Raw genomic sequence first — 19324 nt, forward strand, 5'->3', positions numbered from 1 at the left:
TATCCTATAATATTATTAAAAATCAATTTTATTATATATATAAATAAAAATTATAAAAAATTTCATCAAAGTAAATTATATACCATATAAAATTCACATAACAATATTATTAAAAAAAAATTAATAAATAAAAGTCCATTAATAATATTTTTATACTTTAAAAATCAAAAAAAAATATATTAATATATTCGAGAAATATCATGTTAGAAATTTCAAATATCAAAAAAAAAATAATAGATTTTAATAATAGAATTCAATATTTAAAGAGGATTCTTTGAATATAAAAGTAAAAAAAAAAAAATCACAGTTATTAATAATCAATTAAAATCTTCAGAAATATGGAAAAATATTAAAAAAATCTATACTTTAAAAAAAGAAAAAAAAAAAACAAAAAAATTAATAAAAAAGATAGAATATTTAATTAATAATATACAAGATTTAAAAATATGGATGGAAATTTTATTAAAAAATTATGATGTAAATATTTTATCTGAAATTAAAATTATATTTAAAAAATTAGAAAAAAAAATAAAAAAATTAGAAATATATCAATTATTTTCTCAAAAATATGACTTTAATAATTGTTATATCGATATCCAACCCGGATCAGGAGGAATAGAAGCTCAAGACTGGGCTAAAAAATTACTACGAATGTATCTTAAATGGGCTGAAATAAAAAATTTTTCTTCTTATATTACAGAAGAATCTCCTGGTGATAATAATGGTATTAAATCAGCTACCGTTAAAATAAAAGGGAAATATGCATTTGGATGGTGTCGTACAGAATCAGGAATTCATCGATTAGTTCGTAAAAGTCCTTTTAATACAAATAATAAACGACATACATCATTTTGTTCTATATTTGTATATCCCGAAATAAAAGAAAATAAAAAAATTATTTTAAATTCATCTAATTTACGAATTGATGTATATAGAGCATCTGGTGCTGGAGGGCAACATGTGAATTGCACTGAATCGGCAGTAAGAATTACTCATGTTCCTACCGGAATATCTACTCAATGTCAAAGTAGTCGTTCACAACATAAAAACAAAGATCTCGCATTAAAACAATTAATATCTAAAATTCATATATTAGAAGAACAAAGAATAAACTTAAAGAAAAAAATAAAGAACAAAAACAAATTAGATATTGGTTGGGGAAATCAAATTCGTTCATATATATTAGATAATTCTCTTGTTAAAGATTTAAGAACAGGGATAGAAATGTATGATACACAATTAATACTAGATGGTCATTTAAGTCAATTTATTGAAAAAAGTTTAAAATTGGGGTTATAAAAAATTAATATTATGTCTAATATAAAAAAAATTTATTTAAATAAAAAAAAAAAAATCTTTATAGAAAAAGAGAACAGAAAAATAAAATTAAAAAAATTATGTAATACTGGTTTTAATTTTCCAAATTCATTTCATTGTAATAATACAGTAAAAAATATATTATCATTATATAAAAAACATACCAAACAAGAACTGAAAAATATTAATATTAATATAAAAATTGCAGGTCGTATAATAAAAAAAAGGGTTATGGGAAAAGCATCTTTTTTTATAATACAAGATTGTGATTACGAAATTCAAATATATATTAAGAGTAATAATTTTCAAAAAAACTTTTATAAAGATTATATTCTTGAATTAGATTTAGGTGATATTATAAGTATTATTGGTATAATTTTCAAAACTAATACAAAAGAATTATCAGTCAACTGTCATAAAATAGAATTACTTACAAAAAGTTTACATCCATTACCTGATAAATATCATGGTTTACAAGATCAAGAACTCAAGTATAGAAAAAGATATCTTGATCTAATGTCGAATAATAATATTAAAAAAATATTTAAAAAAAGATCTCGAATCTTATCAGTGATTCGTATATTTATGGAAAAAAAAAATTTTTTAGAAGTAGAAACGCCCATGATGCATAGTATTCCTGGAGGAGCTAACGCAAAACCATTTATTACTTATCATAATACCTTTAACTCAAAAATGTATTTACGAGTAGCTCCTGAATTATATTTAAAAAGATTAATTATTGGTGGTTTTAATAAAATATTTGAAATTAATAGAAACTTTCGAAACGAAGGAGTTTCAACACGTCATAATCCAGAATTTACCATGATGGAAATATATATGGCATATAGTAATTATAAAGATATGATGATATTTCTAATAAAACTTTTAAAATATATTACAAAAAAAATATGCAATACATCCACAATATATTATGATAATTATACTATTGATTTTAAAAAAAAAATTAAAAAAATAACTATGATTAATGCTATATTACATTACAATTCAAATATTCAAAAATCTGATTTAAAAAATTTAAAAAAAGCTAAAAAAATTATGAAAGAATTAAAATTATTAATACCATCTGATATTTCTTTAGGAGAAGCAATAAATATTATTTTTGAAAAAACTACAGAAAAAAAAATTATAAAACCGACATTTATTACAAGCTATCCTATTGAAGTATCTCCTTTAGCGAAATCTTGTTCTAAAAATAAATCTTTTACAGAAAGATTTGAATTCTTTTTAGCCGGTTATGAAATAGCTAATGGTTTTTCTGAATTAAACGATGCTGAAGAACAAAAAAAAAGATTTAAAAAACAAATAATCAAAAAAAATAAAAGAAAGAAAAAAAATATACATTATCAATATGATAAAGAATATATCACAGCATTGGAACATGGTTTACCACCTACAGCTGGTTTAGGAATTGGAATTGACCGCTTAATTATGATTTTTACTAATCAAAAAAATATTCGTGATGTGATTTTATTTCCAACATTACGTCCTATCGAAATCTAAAAAAAATCTTTATAAATACTAAAAAAAATTATTGTAAGATAAAGGAAAAAAAATGTCAAAAATAAAAAAAATAAAAAGAGATATGTTACAACAGAAAAATATTATCTATTTAACTCAAAAATATAATACACCGTTATGGCTATATAATGCTCAAATTATTAAAAATCAAATTAAAAAATTAAAACAATTTGATGTTATTCGATTTGCCCAAAAATCCTGCTCTAACATAAATATTTTAAAATTTATTAAATCATGCGGCGTTACTGTAGATGCTGTTTCATTAGGTGAAATCCAACGGGCTATTTTAGCAGGATTCACCGCTAAAAATAATGATCTCGTTTATACTTCTGATATTTTAGAAAGAAACACTCTGAAAAAAATTATTCAATATAATATTCCTGTGAATATTGGATCGTTAGATATGGTAAAAATATTAGGTAAGGCATCTCCAGGACATCATGTCTGGTTAAGAATTAACCCAAAATTTGGAGATGGCCATCATATAAAAACAAATACCGGAGGAGAAAATAGTAAGCATGGTATTTGGGATATTGAACAAGCTATCTCAGAAATTAAACGTTATCATTTGTTGTTAATTGGTATACATATGCATATTGGTTCCGGAATTAATGAATCAAATATAGAAAAAATGTGCAATACTATGATTCATAGTACATTAAAAATAAAACAAAATATACAATTTATATCTGCTGGCGGTGGTTTAAATATACCATATCATAAAAAAGAAAGAGAAGTAAATATCAAAAAATATTTTAATATTTGGAATACTACAAGAAATATAATTGCATCAAAGTTATCCTGTCCTATAAAATTAGAAATTGAACCAGGCCGTTTTTTAGTAGCTCAATCCGGAGTATTGATTGCACAAGTATGTTCAGTAAAAAAAGTTGGAAATAATCATTTTATTATTTTAGACGCTGGATTCAATGATCTAATGAGACCAATGTTATATGGTAGTTATCATAAAATCTCTGTAATCTATAAAGATAGTAGACCGATGTTTTTAGAAAAAACTATGGAATATATTATTTCTGGACCATTATGCGAATCAGGTGATGTATTTACAATTAAAAAAAATGGCTCTTTATTAAAGAGAAAATTACCTATCATTTTTCCAGAAGATTATATAGTTATTCATGACACTGGAGCATATGGAGCATCAATGTCATCTAATTATAACAGCCGACCATTAATTCCTGAAATTTTATATAAAAATAACAATTTTTATGAAATTAGAAAAAGACAATCTATGAAAGAATTATTAAAATTAGAAATATTAAATTAACTATTATTCTATTCCATAATAAAAAAATATTTATTAACATTTTAATAAGTAATTTTTATATTAATAAAAATATTTATTTTAAAATCATTATATTTATTTTACAATACACTATATTATTACATACATATAAAACAAATAAAAAAACATTATAAATTATATTTTATGAAATAAATTCAAAACTATGAAAATTAAAAAAAATAAAAAGAATATTTATATAAAAACATGGGGTTGTCAGATGAATGAACATGATTCTGATATCATTGTGAGCATATTTAAAAAAGAAAAAAAATACGTTTTTACAAAAAAACCAGAATTATCAGATATTCTGATTTTAAATACTTGTTCAATCAGAGAAAAAGCGCAGGAAAAATTATTTCATCAATTAGGCAGATGGAGGAAAATAAAAGAAAAAAATCCAGATATTATTATCGCAGTTGGAGGATGTGTTGCTGTACAAGAAGGAAAAAAAATATATAAACGAGCAAATTTTATTGATATTATATTCGGTCCGAAAACTATTCATAAATTACCAAAATTAATCGAAATGATATCAAAAGATTCTCAATGTATAATTGATATTGATGGAAAACCATTAAAAAAATTTAATTATTTTAATCCTATAAATAATACTGTAAAAAAAATTTCCTCATTTGTTACAATAATTGAAGGGTGTAATAAATTTTGTTCTTTTTGTATTGTTCCTTATACAAGAGGAAAAGAAGAAAGCAGGTCATCTTTTGATATTCTTAATGAAATAAAAAAATTATCTACAATTGGCACACGCGAAATAATTTTATTAGGTCAAAATGTTAATTCTTATAATTACAAAACCACGAATAAATCCGCCTGTTATTTTTCAGATTTATTACATTTAATTGCAGAAATTCCAAAAATTAAACGAATTAGATATATTACAAGTCACCCTAAAGATTTTAATGATAGTCTCATTGATACATATAAAACTATTCCTAAATTAATGGATTCATTACATTTACCAGTACAATGTGGTTCAGATAAAATTTTAAAATTAATGAAAAGAGGGTATACAACCAGTGAATACGAAGAAATAATTCAAAAAATACGTAATATACGCCCTAATATTAGTATTAGCTCAGATTTTATAATTGGTTTTCCTGGTGAAACAAAAAAAGATTTTTATAAAACTTTAAAATTTATTGAAAAAATTGATTTTGATTCTAGTTATAGCTTTATCTACTCTATTCGACCTGGAACAAGAGCGGCAAAATTAATTGATAATGTCCCTTTAGACGAAAAAAAAAAAAATCTATTAATATTACAAAATAAAATTAATCAACATGCTTATAAATGGCGAAGAAGAATGTTTGGAACAATTCAATCTGTTTTAGTTGAAAAAAAATCCCAATACAATAAAAATGAATTATTCGGAAGAACAAAAAATAATAAAATAGTCTGTATATATGGAAAGAAAGAATTAGTGGGACATTTAGTAAATGTTAAAATCACAAGTATTAATTATCATTCTTTTTTGAAAGGAGAAATAATTTTATAAAATTTAAACTTTTAAAACATTGTGAAAATATCAATAACCCAATCACATTTTTTAAAAAATTTAATTAAAAAAAAATATTTTTTCAATTATGCATATAAATATTCAATATTGTATCAAAAAAAAAAATGGAATGCCAGAAAAAAAAGATTTTATCAAATGGTTATATTTTATTTTTTATAAAAAAAATGTAGAATTAACTATTCGTATAGTTACCACTAAAGAAATAAAAGAACTAAACAATACGTATCGAAATAAAAACATAGCAACAAATGTATTATCCTTTCCTATGAATAATATATCGCTTAAAAAAAATTATAGAAAAATATATTTAGGCGATATAGTAATATGCAGTCAATATCTTAAAAAAGAAGCACATCAATTCAAAAAAAATCTCGAAGAACATTGGGCTCATATTGTAATACATGCTGGTTTACATTTAATAAATTATACACATAATACCATAAAAAAACAAAAAAAAATGGAGAATCTAGAGAAAAATATTATGAAAAAATTAGGATATAAAAATCCTTACCAAGAAAATTAAATAATTATAAATTATATAAACAGATATACTTTTTAAAAAGGTTTTTACTATAAAAAAATAAAGAAAAATTTATAACATTAAAAAAACATAATATATTTTTTTTAAAAGAAATAATAAATTATTATACTAAATAAAAAAAAGTATCCTGAATAAAATAATTACTATTTATTTTTTTAAATAATTTTAAAAAATTTTTTAAAATAAAAAATTCGCTAAATAAAAAATTCACTCTATAGTTTTAAAGGTAATCATTTATGAATCAAAAATATAACCCAAAAAAAATTGAACCAATCGTTCAAGAATATTGGAAAAAAAATAAAAGCTTCTCTGTTTCAGAAGAATCAAAGAAAAAAAAATACTTTTGTGTTCCTATGTTACCTTATCCATCTGGAAATTTACATATGGGACATGTACGCAACTATACTATTAGTGATGTAATTTCACGATATCAGAGAATGTTAGGAAAAAATGTACTACAACCTATAGGTTGGGATGCATTTGGTCTTCCAGCTGAAGAGGCTGCAATAAAAAATAAAATTTCTCCTTCTCAATGGACTCATATAAATATTAAAATTATGAAAAAACAATTAGAATCTTTGGGGTTCAGTTATGATTGGGAAAGAGAAATAACTACATGTCAACCTCATTATTATAAATGGGAACAATGGTTTTTTATAAAATTATATGAAAAAAAATTAGTTTATAAAAAAACATCGTTAGTAAATTGGTGTCCTCATGATAAAACAGTATTAGCTAATGAACAAGTGCAACACGGAAAATGCTGGAGATGTAATGAAATTGTTATCTTAAAAAAAATGCCACAATGGTTTATGAAAATAACAAATTATGCCGAAGAATTACTGTATTCTTTAAAGAAATTAAAAAAATGGCCTAAAAAAGTCCTACAAATGCAAAAAAATTGGATTGGAAAATCTAATGGAGTTATAATAAAATTCAAAATTGCTTATTCTAAGGAAGTTTTAAAAATCTATACTACTAAACCAGAAACAATAATGGATATAACATTTTGTGCAATTTCTATGTATCATCCTATAATTTCTCTAATCTGTAAAAATAATAAAGAAGTCAATATGTTTTTAACTAAACACAAAAATATAAATACATTAAAATCATATCAAAATCAAAAATATATTGGTATTAATACAAATCAATTGATTATACATCCAATTACTCTTCAGAAAATACCATTATGGATCGCTTTATACGTTAAACATGATTATGCTACTGGTGCTATTATGGCAGTTCCAAAGTATGATAAAAATGATTTTATGTTTGCATCATTATACAAATTACCGATTAAAAAAATATTTTCAAAAGAAAATAAAAAAGATGAACAAAAAAAAAGTTCTGATAAAAATTTAAATTCCAAAAAAAAAATAAATGATTTAATAAAAAAATTAAATCAAGAAAAAATATTAAAAAAACATACTGTTTATAAATTAAAAGATTGGAGTATATCTCGACAAAGATATTGGGGTACTCCTATACCTATTACATACAATATAAAAGGAGAAATAATTACAGTCCCGATAAAAAATCTACCAATTATTTTACCGGAAAATTTTTCTTTAAAAAAAAATGATAAAAAATTATCTCCTAAAGCAAAATGGTTATCTACAAAAATTAATGGAGAAAAAGTCACTAGAGAAACTGATACATTTGATACATTTATAGAATCTTCATGGTATTATGCTCGTTATACCTGTCCAAATTTTCAAAATGGAATGATTAATCCTTTAAAAGCCAAGTATTGGTTACCAATAGATTTATATATTGGAGGAATAGAACATGCTGTAATGCATTTAATATATTTTCGGTTTTATCATAAACTACTGCGAGATTTTGGATTTGTATCCTCCGATGAACCAGTAAAAAAATTAATTTGTCAAGGAATGGTTTTATCTGATGCTTTTTATATCTACGATCAAAATCAAAAAAAAATATGGGTTAAACCATCAGAGATAAAAATAAAAAAAATAGAGAAAAATAAAAAACAAGGATACTATCTTAAAAGTAATAAAAAAGAAGTAATATATGCTGGAAAAATAAAAATGTCTAAATCCAAAAATAATGGGATAGATCCTAGTACAATTATTAATAAATATGGAGCAGATACATTAAGATTATTTTTAATGTTTACCGCACCTATAGAATCGGAATTAGAATGGAGCGATAAAAGTATTGTAGGTATGTATAGATTTTTAAAAAAACTATGGAATTTTACTTATTCACTTAATTTATATAAAATTCATATACCAAGCGACATATATGAAAATAAAGAACATAAAGACATTTTAATATTACTTAATCATACTATTAGCGTAGTAACAGATGATATTCAAAGAAGAAATGCATTAAACACAGCTATTGCTCATATAATAAAATTTTTTAATGCAATTACAAAAATCATGAATAAAGCTAATATATATAAAGAAATTATAAAAATATCCTTAGATAACATAATTAAAATGTTATATCCATTTACTCCTCATATATGTTTTATCTTATGGAAAGAAATATATGGAAAAAACGCAAATATAGATGAAGAATCTTGGCCTATCATACATAAAATAAAAGAAAATATAATTTTTTTTCCCATTATTATTCAAATAAACGGGAAAAAAAGAAAAATAATCAAAATGTTAAAATCCACTGCTAAAAAAGAATGTATAAATATTGCTTCTAAAAATAAAAAAATCAAAAAATATTTAAAAAATAAAAAAATAAAAAAAATTATTTATATCGCTAATAAATTAATTAACTTTGTTTTATCTTAAAAAATAATAAAAAATTTTTAACAAAAACGCCTATCATATTAAGCTACTCTTACTCTTATATTGAATAATTATGATTATTGAAACGTCTTGTTTAAAGCAATACTTATTACAACATTATTTATCAAAAATATATATCATCATAGAAACAGAAATGTTATTTCTACAAGAAAATAATAGAATTATTTTAAAAAATTTAAAAAAAAATCAATTTATAAAAATCACTAAAATAATTTTAAATAATGATTCTGAATTAAATAAAATAATTCAATTATATCAAAAACAAGAAATTTTTTTTAAAAAAAAAATAATTATTGTAATCTTCTTAGGTAAATCTTTAACATTAAAGCAAAAATTATTTTTTAAAAATATAAAAAATATTTTAGACCAAAATACAATTTGTATTTTTCATTATCCAAACTTAATATTTAACACTATATGTAAAAACTTTTTTCAAAAATATATTTCCAAGATTGGATTAATTATTAATAATAATAAGAATAATATAAATAATCTATATACATGGATTAACAGAAAAATAAAAAAGTACAAAATTTACTTTTCTTTATGCGTAATAAAAAATTTTTTAATTTTATATAATTATAATCTTAATAAAATAAATAATTCTTTAAAAATCCTTTCATTAATATATTTTAATAGTAATATCACTAATGTCATATTAAAAAAATATTATAATTTTTTTGAACCAAAAAAAGCCTATCATTGGATTAATGCTATTGTTCATAAAAAAAAAAATATTGCTCTACACATTTTAAACAAACTAAAAAGAGAAAAATATACAATTGAAAAGTTAATCTATTATTATAAAAATTTTATATATGTACTTTTAAACATTAAAACAAATCAAATCAATGAAAAAAATTATAACTTTAGAAACATATGTAACTATCCTATACAATATAATTTTTTAAATTCTCTTGCAAATCATAATAGTTTAATAGACATATATCAAGCATTCAAAATATTAAAAAATATAGAATTTTTAACAATAAAAAATAAAACAAAAACAATTTGGATATATTTAAAAATCTTATCAATAATATTTAATTGAATTAAAATAAATAAAAATATATTAAAAATTGAATATTTTTAAGTTAATGTTTTAACTATCATTAATTAAGTGTGATTCAAAAAAAATGAATTTTTTTTTAAAAAAAAATTCATTTATTATTCATTTTATAAAAAAAATCTATATATAAAAAACATATTCCATTCATTCATTCTGTAATATAAAAATCAAAATAAAAAAATGAAAAAAATAATAAAAATAAATTTAGTCGGATTAAAATGTCCAGAACCAATTATGATTTTAAGAAAAAAAATACGCAAATTAGAAGAAGGACAAGTAATATGTGTATTAACAGATGATTTTTCAAGTACTAGAGATATAAAAATATTCTGTCGATTTATGAAACATATTTTATTATCTTATTCTAATCAAAAAAAACCTCACCAACATATTATAAAGGTCGGAAAAAAATAAGAAGATTGGGAATATTTATCTAGATATTTAATAATTTATTATGATATCAAAATATTTAACATCCGTCTTAATGGTTCAGCAGCACCCCATAATAATTGATCTCCAACAGAAAAAGCAGAAATATAATTTTTTCCAATATTTAATTTTCTTAAGCGACCAATAGGAATATTTAATGTACCGGTAACAGCAAATGGGGTCAGATTTTTTACTGTATCTTTTTCTGTATTTTTAATAAATTTTACCCACGGATTATGCGAACTAATCCATGATTCAATTTTTTTAATTGGGATATTATCATTTAACTTAATAAAAAATGATTGACTGTGACAGCGAAGAGACGCGATCCGTACACATGTTCCATCAATAGGTATATAGTTTTTTGAATTTAATATTTTATTTGTTTCTATAGCTCCTTTCCATTCTTCTTTACTTTGTCCATTTTTCATAGAAGAATCTATCCATGGAATTAAACTTCCAGTTAAAGGAACTGTAAAATATTTTTTTGGAAAAAAATTATTTTTCATAGCGTCTCTTGCTAATTTTTCAATTTCTAATATACCTTTATTTAATATTTTATTCCTTAATGATATTGAATTATATATATAACCCATTTGTTGAAGCATTTCTAACATATATTTTGCACCACCACCTGACACAGCTTGATATGTCGAAACAGTCACCCATTCAATAACATTTCTTTTAAATAATCCTCCCAATGCCATTAACATTAAACTAACAGTACAATTTCCGCCAACAAACGTTTTAATATCTTGATTTAATGCTTTATGAATAGAATCTAAATTGACCGGATCCAATACTATAATCGAATCATTTTTTAATCTTAATTCTGAAGAAGCATCAATCCAATAGCCATTCCATCCAAGCTTACGAAGTTTATGATAAATTATAGACGTATATTCTGCACCTTGACAGGAAACAATAATATCTAATTCTTTTAAATGATCAATGTTATAAGCATCTTCTAGAAAAGACGTAGTGCAATCTATCATCACCGGAGTCTTCTCTCCTACTTGAGATGTAGTAAAAAAAATAGGGTTAATATTTTTAAAATCATTATTTTTTTGCATTCTATCTAGTAATACCGATCCTACCATTCCTCTCCAACCAATAAAACCAACTAATTTTTTCATAATTATAAGCACCTATTCTTAATAAAACCTTATTCATTCATAAAATAATTGAGTATAATAGTAACACTAACAATATTTTTATATTTAATATATTTTTTAATAATTCTTATTTTACAATATTTTTAATATTCACAATATGATATATTTATATATATTTTATAAAAAAAATCGTCAAAGAAAAGATATATAAATCGAAACATTTATATCTATTAGATTTGTAATAAAATAACATATTTTAAATAAAAAAATATAAATTTCTTATATTATTAAAAATATTTTAAAAAAAAGTTTTAATAAATTAATTTAATAAAATCAAAATATTATTTTTTTTAAATAAAAATCTATTCATGATTATAAAAAATCTCATATAATTTAATAAAAATAATTTATCAAAAAAATTGGAAAACAAATATGACAACGATTATTTCTTTAATAATCTTATTATTAGTAATTATGGATCCTTTAGGTAATCTTCCTATTTTTATATCTATTTTAAAAAATACATCATCTTCACGTAGACGTTTTGTTATTGTACGAGAAATGATAATTGCGCTTTTATTTATGTTATTATTCCTATTTCTAGGAGAAAAAATATTATCTGTTTTAAATTTAAAAACAGAAACGGTATCAATATCCGGAGGAATTGTACTTTTTTTAATTGCCGTCCAAATGATCTTCCCTACACCGGAACCTATTAATATAGCAAATAATCAAAAAGAAAAAAAAGATGAACCTTTTTTAGTTCCATTAGCTATTCCTTTAGTTGCCGGTCCATCACTATTAGCAACATTGATATTATTATCACATCAATATTCTTCGCATATGTGTTATCTTTTAATTTCTTTATTTATTTCTTGGTTTATTAGTATGTTTATTTTATTATCATCAAATTTCTTTTTAAAGATTTTAGGTAAAAAAGGAATAAATGCATTAGAACGTTTAATGGGTTTAGTATTAATTATGCTTTCTACTCAAATGTTTTTAAATGGTATTAGTAGTTGGTTTAAAATTTAAAATAATTTAAAAATAAATAAAAAAATCCTTAATAATATAAAAGAAGAAAAAATTTTATGATCGAAATGAAAGATTTAAACTTACATGAAAAACGTGTATTTATTAGAATGGATTTAAATGTTCCTATACAAAATCAATGTATTACATCGCATGAACGAATTGATCGATCTATTCCAACAATTAAATTAGCTTTAAAAAAAAACGCAAAAATTATAATTGCATCACATTTAGGGCGTCCGAAAAATTATATATATGAAGAAAAGTTATCACTATATCCAATATATCTCTATTTAAAAAAAATATTTCCCAAAATAAATATTAATTTTATTAAAAATTATTTAAATGGATTTAATATAAAAGCTGGTGAAATAGTTGTATTAGAAAATGTACGATTTAATTATGGGGAAAAAGAAAATAATGAAGATTTATCAAAAAAATATGCAAATTTATGTGATGTTTTTGTAATGGATGCTTTTGCTACTGCACATCGAATAGAATCATCTACTTATGGAATTTGTAATTTTGTAGATCTAGCCTGTGCAGGACCATTATTATCGTTAGAAATCCAAAAACTTAAAAAAATACTAAAAAAACCAAAACGACCTATGATTAGCATCATAGGAGGTGCTAAAGTATCCACAAAATTTAAATTATTAAAATCATTATTAAAAATTACAGATATCATGATTGTTGGCGGAGGTATTGCAAATACATTTATATCTGCATATCACCCTGTAGGCAATTCATTACATGAAAAAAATTTTAAAGAAAAAGCTAAAAAATTATATTCTAGTAAAAAAATAATTTTACCTATAGATTCTCGAGTTGGAAAATCTTATTCTATTACTACTCCTGCAAAGAATAAATTAGTTTCGGAAATTTTAAATAATGAAGAAATTATGGATATAGGCGATCAATCAATAAAAAATTATATCCAATTAATCAAAAACGCCCGAACAATATTATGGAATGGTCCATTAGGTGTATTTGAATTTCCAAACTTTAGGAAAGGAACGGAAAAAATTTCTAAAGCTATCGCAGAAAGCCCTGCATTTTCTATAGCAGGTGGTGGGGATACAATAGCAGTTATAGATTTATTTCTCTTAAAAAATAAAATATCGTATATTTCTACTGGAGGTGGTGCATTTTTACAATTTATTGAAAAAAAAACATTGCCTATATTAAAATTATTAAATAGTTTTTCTATAAAAAAATAAAAATTTATTCTATAAAAAAAACAAAAAATTCATATAATAAAAGAATTAGGATCATTAAGTTATGGGTAATACTTTAAAACGCATTAAACCCGGTGTATTAAATTCTCATGAAATGAAAATATTATTTTCATTAGCTAAAAAAAATAAATTTGCTATTCCTGCTATCAATTGTATTGGTAATGAATCAATTAATAGTGTATTAGAAACAGCTTCTTACATGAAATCGCCGGTTATAATACAGCTTTCATACAGTGGTTCTGCTTTTATTAGTGGTCTAGGTCTAAGAACAAAAAATCTATATCAACCGTCTATTATAGGAGCAATTTCTGCTGCTCAGCACGTACATTTATTATCAAAATATTATAAAGTTCCTGTAATTTTACATACTGATCATTGTCCTAATGAAAACCTCCCCTGGATTGATGGTTTATTAAAAAAAGGAGAAACTTTTTTCAAAAACCATGGAAGACCTCTTTTTTCTTCTCATATGATTGATTTATCCAAGGAAACAATTAAAAAAAATATTTCCATTTCAAGAAATTATTTAAAAAAAATCACAAATCTAAATATGATTTTAGAATTTGAGTTAGGATGTACAGGCGGAGAAGAAGACGGCATTGATAATTCGAAGATTAAAAAAAAATATTTATATACCGATACAAAAGATATTTTTTATGCCTATAAAAAATTAAATAAAATAAGCGATAACTTTATTATTGCGGCAGCTTTTGGTAATGTACATGGAGTCTATAAACCAGGTAAAATATCTTTAAAGCCATCTATTTTAAAAAAAGCACAAAACTATATCAGTCAAAAAAAAAAATTACCTAAAAATCCTTTAAATTTTGTATTTCATGGCGGATCAGGAACCAGTATTCAAGATATTCAAAAGTCTATAAAATATGGCGTAATAAAATTTAATATTGATACGGATATGCAATGGGCATCATGGAAAGGAGTATTAGACTTTTATTTATTAAATCAAGAATATTTACAAAACCAATTAGGAAATCCAACTGGAAAAAATCAGCCAAATAAAAAATACTATGATCCCAGAGTATGGTTAAGAAACTCACAAAAATATTCATTTAAATACCTTAAAAAAATTTTTAAAAAATTAAATGCAAAAAATATTTTATAAATAAAAGATCTACATAGTATTTATTCTTTGTTATATATAATCTTTTATAAACTATGAATATATAAGTATTTGTATAATAAAAATTCGTACTGTTTATATAGGTGATTAATTACCTGAAATTTAGAACAGAAAATAATTATAAATACGTGCAATAAAAATATTTGTTGCAGAAAAAATGGAAGAATTACATGTAGTGAATAAAATTAATCATGCAAGCTCTTGGTTCGCCACAAAACAACCAGTATTATTATCATATATAATTAATTTATCATCTGCCGCTATTATTATAGCAATGGGATTTTTTATTGGACAGATTATTGCCAGCGGAATACAAAAAATTTTATTAACACGCAAAATTGATAATACAATTTCTGGATTTGTTTCCACACTAGTTCGTTACATAATCATCATGTTTACGTTTATCGCGGCATTAGGTCGAATGGGTGTACAAACAAACTCAATAATTGCTATTTTAGGTGCAGCAGGTATGGCTATTGGCTTAGCTTTACAAGGATCTTTATCAAATTTTGCCGCTGGAGTTTTATTAGTAATACTACGCCCTCTTAAGACAGGAGAATATGTTAACTTAGGAAATGCAGCCGGGACAGTGCAGCATGTACATATATTTCACACCATGCTAAAAACATTTGACGGCAAAATAATAGTTATTCCTAATGGAAAAATAATAGCCGGAAATATTGTTAATTATTCTAGAGAACCTATGCGTCGTAATCAATTTACTATTAGCGTAGCTTATGATTCTGATGTAGATTTAGTTATTTCAGTGCTCACCTCAATATTAAAAAATGATGAACGCGTCTTAAAAAAACCAAAATATGTAGTTGGATTAAGCGAATTTACCCCATCATCTTTAAATTTTATTGTGAAATGTTGGAGTAGTACAAAAGAATTGAATACGGTATACTGGGATTTAATGTTAAAGTTTAAAAAAACATTAGATCAAAATAATATCTTAATACCATGTCCACAAATGGATGTTTATTTACATAAAAAAACAAATAAAATTTCAAAAAATAATTCTAAAAAAATTCAAAAAAATAAAATATATAAAATTTAATTAAAAAATTTGGCGTAGATCAAGAAAATTCTACGCCATATAAAAGATTTTAAAAAAATATTTTAAATATCAATAATTTTGAGGTTGTATGTTAAAAATTTATAAATCAAATCAAATGAAATATTTAATAGAAAAATTATGTAAAAAATTATTTTTTATAAAAAAAAAAATATTCTAGAAAAAAATATTTTTTTTATTGACAATTATTATATTCAACAATGGTTAAATATAAAAATTTCAAAAAAACTCAATATCTGTGCTAATATAAAATATATAATCAACAAAAATTTTTTTTTTAATCTAATACATTATATTAAAAAAATAAAACAATCATTATTGTTTAATAAATATTATCTAACCTGGAATTTAATGTCTTTTATTCATAAATTTCCAATCGATAAACAAAAAAAAAAAATATTTCTACATAAAAAATTTCAACTTTGTCTATATTTATCCGAACTATTTATTGAATATTTACACTTAAAACCACACTGGATTTATCTTTGGGAAAATGAAAAAAATAATTTAAAATTAAAAAAATCTCATATATGGCAAAAAAATATATGGAATGAACTAATAAAAAAAATAAAAAATAATAGTTTTACTCAATTAATTAAAAATTTTTATTTATCTATAAAACAAAAAAAAATAAAAAAAAAATTACCGTTAAATATTTTTATTATATCTTTAGAAAATAATACTCCATTTAATGATTTTATCATCTCTATGATAAAACCATATATTCAAATACATTACTATCAATATGTTGCTATAAAAGAAAAAAAAAATCATCCACCAAAAAAATTTTTTAGTAAAATAATTCAAAAAGAAAAAATTAATCCTAAAAATAAAAAGAAAAAAATTATAAAAAAAATTTTTATTCCCCAAAAAAGTCAGTCCCAAAACGTATTAAAAAAATTACAATCAGATATTTTTAATTCTAAATTCGAAAATCAAAAAAAAAAAAATTTATATCATATATATGATCACTCTGTTTCTATTGTAGAATGTCAAACTTATTATCAAGAAATAAAAACGTTATATAACTATATAACAAAAAAAATCAATACTGATACAAAATTAAAACCTCACAATATTTTAATAACAGCTATTAATATAAAAAAATATATCCCATATATAAATTATTTTTTTCAATACCAAAAAAATAATTATACATTTTTTAATACGAAAAACAAAAATCCATCATATAAAAAAAGAATATTTTTAATAATAAAAAAACTATTAAATATTAAAAATAATCGTTTTCAACATTCATGGATATTATCTATTTTAGATATTCCTTGTATACGTAAAAAATTTTCTATACATTCTAAAGACCTTTCTACCATATATTCTTGGATGTTAAAGCTTGGAATATATTGGGGTTTTGATATAAAACATTTAAATAATATGTCTTTACCAAAAATTGAACAATATACATGGAATTATGCTATTAAAAAAATCACATCTGGTATTTTTTTTAAAAAAGAAAATTATTCATGGAATAATATTTTTCCATATAGTGTATCTTACACACGGGGAAGAATTTTATTAGGCAATTTTATTGATTTTATTTTATGTTTACAAAAATTATATAAATTTATAAGTACAAAGAAAAAACTCAAAAGTTGGTTGAAAGTAATCCCAAATATTTTAAAAAATTTTTTTCAAATTCCAGATCAACAAAAAAAATTTTTTCAAAAATTAAAAGAGAACTGGTATAATATAATAATACATGGAATAAAAGAAAATTATTCAGATCAAATATCCATCAATGAATTAATTCGTGAATTTTTTAAAAGAAAAGCATATCGCAGTAAAAACCCAAATTTTATTTTAGGTACATTAAATTGCATAAAATTAAATAAGGTCAAAAATATACCATTTAAAATGATTTGTATATTAGATTGTACTCAAAATTTTTTTTCTAAAAAAAAAAATGCATTAAATTTGATTAATAATAACAATATATACAATAATACTCAAAATATTTTTTTAGAAACTATTATGTCTGCAAAAAATTATTTATATTGTAGTTATGCTATTCAAAAAATAAAAAAAGAAAATAATAAAAGCTCTTCTATTTTTATAGATAATCTGCAATCCTATATTCAAAAAAATTTTTATTATATTAAAAAAAACAAAAATAAAAATATTAAAAAATATAAAAATATTTTAAAATATGTTTTTTATAATCCTTTGAAAGATAGTGAATATCAAAAAAACAAAATAGATAAAAAATCAAATTCTACAACAATAAAAAATATTTCTTATTGTAAGAAAAAAAACTCTAATGTTAAAAAAAAGATAAAATACTATATATCTAAAAAAATAAAATTAAAAAATTTAATTAAATTTTGGCAAAATCCAATTAATTATTTTTTTTATAAAACATTAAAAATAAAAATAAATTCAGAAATAAAAACAATCCTTTTAAAAAATGAAGTATTTTCAGTTAATTTAATCGAAAAATATAAAATAAATAAAAAAATACTTTCTTTACTTTTATCTCAAAAAAAAACAAAAAAATTATTTTTAAAATATCAACAATTAGGAAAAATACCCTATGGTAATATTGGAAAAATATTTTGGAAAAAACAAAAAAATCAAATTAAAAAACTAATACTTCTAATAAACAAAAAAAGAAAAGAACCAAAAACAATAAAATTTAAACTAAAAATAAAAGAATATAAATTATTTGGAAAATTACCTGAAGTTAATCAATCAGGTTTAATACGCTGGACTGTTATGAAAATAAACCATCAAAACACTTTCTCTTTATGGTTAGAACATCTTGTTTCTTGCGCATTAAATCACAAAAAAAAAAGTATTTTATTAAGTATCGATAATAAAATATTAAAATTTTCTTCTATCAAAAAATCAAAAGCATTATTATATCTAAAAAAATATATCCAAGGATACAGAACCGGCCTAAAAAAACCAATTTTTTTGTTAAAATCTGGAATAAATTGGTTAACTTATCATTATACAAAAAAAAATTCAAATTTAGAAAAAATAGCCAGAAAAAAATTTTTAGAAACATGGCATGGAAACTTTCTAATCAATGGCGAAAAAAATAATATATATATACAAAAAATTCTCCCAATAATGAATGAAAAATATATTAATAAAATATGTAAAATCTGTAAATATTGGTATTTACCAGTATTAAAATATCATACAATAAAATAATTAATTCGTAAAA

General features: G+C 21.8%; 14 protein-coding genes. 13 read left to right on the top strand and 1 reads right to left on the bottom strand.

Annotated features, from left to right (window positions below; genetic code table 11):
- Positions 1-200: 200 nt before the first annotated feature.
- From prfB to tusA, 8 genes are all read left to right on the top strand, one after another.
- Positions 201-1299 (top strand): peptide chain release factor 2 gene (gene prfB / locus APCICONF2801_RS01435; protein ID WP_154021606.1). Its coding sequence is split into 2 segments (ribosomal slippage): positions 201-275 and positions 277-1299, totalling 1098 coding nucleotides; the frame shifts between segments, so codons are not numbered across the junction.
- A gap of 12 nt (positions 1300-1311) precedes the next feature.
- Positions 1312-2838, top strand: a complete 1527-nt coding sequence (gene lysS, locus APCICONF2801_RS01440; protein WP_075432058.1) for a lysine--tRNA ligase — start codon at positions 1312-1314, stop codon at positions 2836-2838.
- Between the two features lie 52 nt (positions 2839-2890).
- Positions 2891-4144, top strand: coding sequence for a diaminopimelate decarboxylase (gene lysA, locus APCICONF2801_RS01445; protein WP_075432060.1), 1254 nt, complete (start codon positions 2891-2893; stop codon positions 4142-4144).
- Positions 4145-4325: 181 nt separating this feature from the next.
- Positions 4326-5675 carry a tRNA (N6-isopentenyl adenosine(37)-C2)-methylthiotransferase MiaB gene (gene miaB / locus APCICONF2801_RS01450; RefSeq protein ID WP_075432061.1) on the top strand — a complete coding sequence of 450 codons (1350 nt, stop codon included), beginning with the start codon at positions 4326-4328 and terminating at the stop codon, positions 5673-5675.
- An 88-nt stretch (positions 5676-5763) separates the two neighbouring features.
- The gene (ybeY, locus tag APCICONF2801_RS01455) at positions 5764-6219 is read left to right on the top strand and encodes an rRNA maturation RNase YbeY (RefSeq protein WP_075432063.1); all 456 of its coding nucleotides are present in this window, start codon (positions 5764-5766) and stop codon (positions 6217-6219) included.
- 254 nt (positions 6220-6473) lie between these two features.
- Positions 6474-9017 (top strand): leucine--tRNA ligase, encoded by a 2544-nt coding sequence (gene leuS, locus APCICONF2801_RS01460; RefSeq protein WP_075432065.1) that lies wholly within the window; start codon positions 6474-6476, stop codon positions 9015-9017.
- A 70-nt stretch (positions 9018-9087) separates the two neighbouring features.
- Positions 9088-10086 carry a hypothetical protein gene (locus tag APCICONF2801_RS01465; RefSeq protein WP_075432067.1) on the top strand — a complete coding sequence of 333 codons (999 nt, stop codon included), beginning with the start codon at positions 9088-9090 and terminating at the stop codon, positions 10084-10086.
- Between the two features lie 198 nt (positions 10087-10284).
- On the top strand, positions 10285-10518 hold the full coding sequence (gene tusA / locus APCICONF2801_RS01470; RefSeq protein ID WP_075432069.1) for a sulfurtransferase TusA: 234 nt from the start codon (positions 10285-10287) through the stop codon (positions 10516-10518).
- 38 nt (positions 10519-10556) lie between these two features.
- Here the strand turns inward: tusA and asd are convergent, their stop codons facing one another.
- Positions 10557-11669: an aspartate-semialdehyde dehydrogenase gene (gene asd / locus APCICONF2801_RS01475; protein ID WP_075432071.1), complete on the bottom strand. Its 1113-nt coding sequence runs from the start codon at positions 11667-11669 to the stop codon at positions 10557-10559.
- A gap of 411 nt (positions 11670-12080) precedes the next feature.
- On the opposite strand from asd, the gene APCICONF2801_RS01480 reads away from it, so the two are divergent.
- The 5 genes from APCICONF2801_RS01480 to APCICONF2801_RS01500 all read left to right on the top strand — a co-directional run bounded on the left by APCICONF2801_RS01480 (position 12081) and on the right by APCICONF2801_RS01500 (position 19311).
- Positions 12081-12683 carry a YhgN family NAAT transporter gene (locus APCICONF2801_RS01480; RefSeq protein ID WP_075432073.1) on the top strand — a complete coding sequence of 201 codons (603 nt, stop codon included), beginning with the start codon at positions 12081-12083 and terminating at the stop codon, positions 12681-12683.
- A 56-nt stretch (positions 12684-12739) separates the two neighbouring features.
- Complete coding sequence (locus APCICONF2801_RS01485) at positions 12740-13900, top strand: phosphoglycerate kinase (protein ID WP_075432075.1); 1161 nt, start codon at positions 12740-12742, stop codon at positions 13898-13900.
- A 61-nt stretch (positions 13901-13961) separates the two neighbouring features.
- Positions 13962-15041, top strand: a complete 1080-nt coding sequence (gene fbaA / locus APCICONF2801_RS01490) for a class II fructose-bisphosphate aldolase (RefSeq protein ID WP_075432078.1) — start codon at positions 13962-13964, stop codon at positions 15039-15041.
- Between the two features lie 175 nt (positions 15042-15216).
- Positions 15217-16119, top strand: a complete 903-nt coding sequence (gene mscS, locus APCICONF2801_RS01495; protein ID WP_075432080.1) for a small-conductance mechanosensitive channel MscS — start codon at positions 15217-15219, stop codon at positions 16117-16119.
- Between the two features lie 150 nt (positions 16120-16269).
- Entirely contained in the window at positions 16270-19311 is a 3042-nt protein-coding gene (locus tag APCICONF2801_RS01500; protein WP_419865540.1) for an exodeoxyribonuclease V subunit gamma, read from the top strand.
- Positions 19312-19324 lie beyond the last annotated feature (13 nt).

The sequence above is a fragment of the Buchnera aphidicola (Cinara confinis) genome (assembly GCF_900128735.1).
Classification (GTDB): Bacteria; Pseudomonadota; Gammaproteobacteria; order Enterobacterales; family Enterobacteriaceae; genus Buchnera_F; species Buchnera_F aphidicola_L.

What these genes read in the sequence shown, in the direction of transcription:
- lysS (WP_075432058.1), top strand. Translation starts at nt 1,312, where the DNA reads ATGTCTAATATAAAAAAAATTTATTTAAATAAAAAAAAAAAAATCTTT.
- lysA (WP_075432060.1), top strand. Translation starts at nt 2,891, where the DNA reads ATGTCAAAAATAAAAAAAATAAAAAGAGATATGTTACAACAGAAAAAT.
- miaB (WP_075432061.1), top strand. Translation starts at nt 4,326, where the DNA reads ATGAAAATTAAAAAAAATAAAAAGAATATTTATATAAAAACATGGGGT.
- ybeY (WP_075432063.1), top strand. Translation starts at nt 5,764, where the DNA reads ATGCATATAAATATTCAATATTGTATCAAAAAAAAAAATGGAATGCCA.
- leuS (WP_075432065.1), top strand. Translation starts at nt 6,474, where the DNA reads ATGAATCAAAAATATAACCCAAAAAAAATTGAACCAATCGTTCAAGAA.
- APCICONF2801_RS01465 (WP_075432067.1), top strand. Translation starts at nt 9,088, where the DNA reads ATGATTATTGAAACGTCTTGTTTAAAGCAATACTTATTACAACATTAT.
- tusA (WP_075432069.1), top strand. Translation starts at nt 10,285, where the DNA reads ATGAAAAAAATAATAAAAATAAATTTAGTCGGATTAAAATGTCCAGAA.
- asd (WP_075432071.1), bottom strand. Translation starts at nt 11,669, where the DNA reads ATGAAAAAATTAGTTGGTTTTATTGGTTGGAGAGGAATGGTAGGATCG.
- APCICONF2801_RS01480 (WP_075432073.1), top strand. Translation starts at nt 12,081, where the DNA reads ATGACAACGATTATTTCTTTAATAATCTTATTATTAGTAATTATGGAT.
- APCICONF2801_RS01485 (WP_075432075.1), top strand. Translation starts at nt 12,740, where the DNA reads ATGATCGAAATGAAAGATTTAAACTTACATGAAAAACGTGTATTTATT.
- fbaA (WP_075432078.1), top strand. Translation starts at nt 13,962, where the DNA reads ATGGGTAATACTTTAAAACGCATTAAACCCGGTGTATTAAATTCTCAT.
- mscS (WP_075432080.1), top strand. Translation starts at nt 15,217, where the DNA reads ATGGAAGAATTACATGTAGTGAATAAAATTAATCATGCAAGCTCTTGG.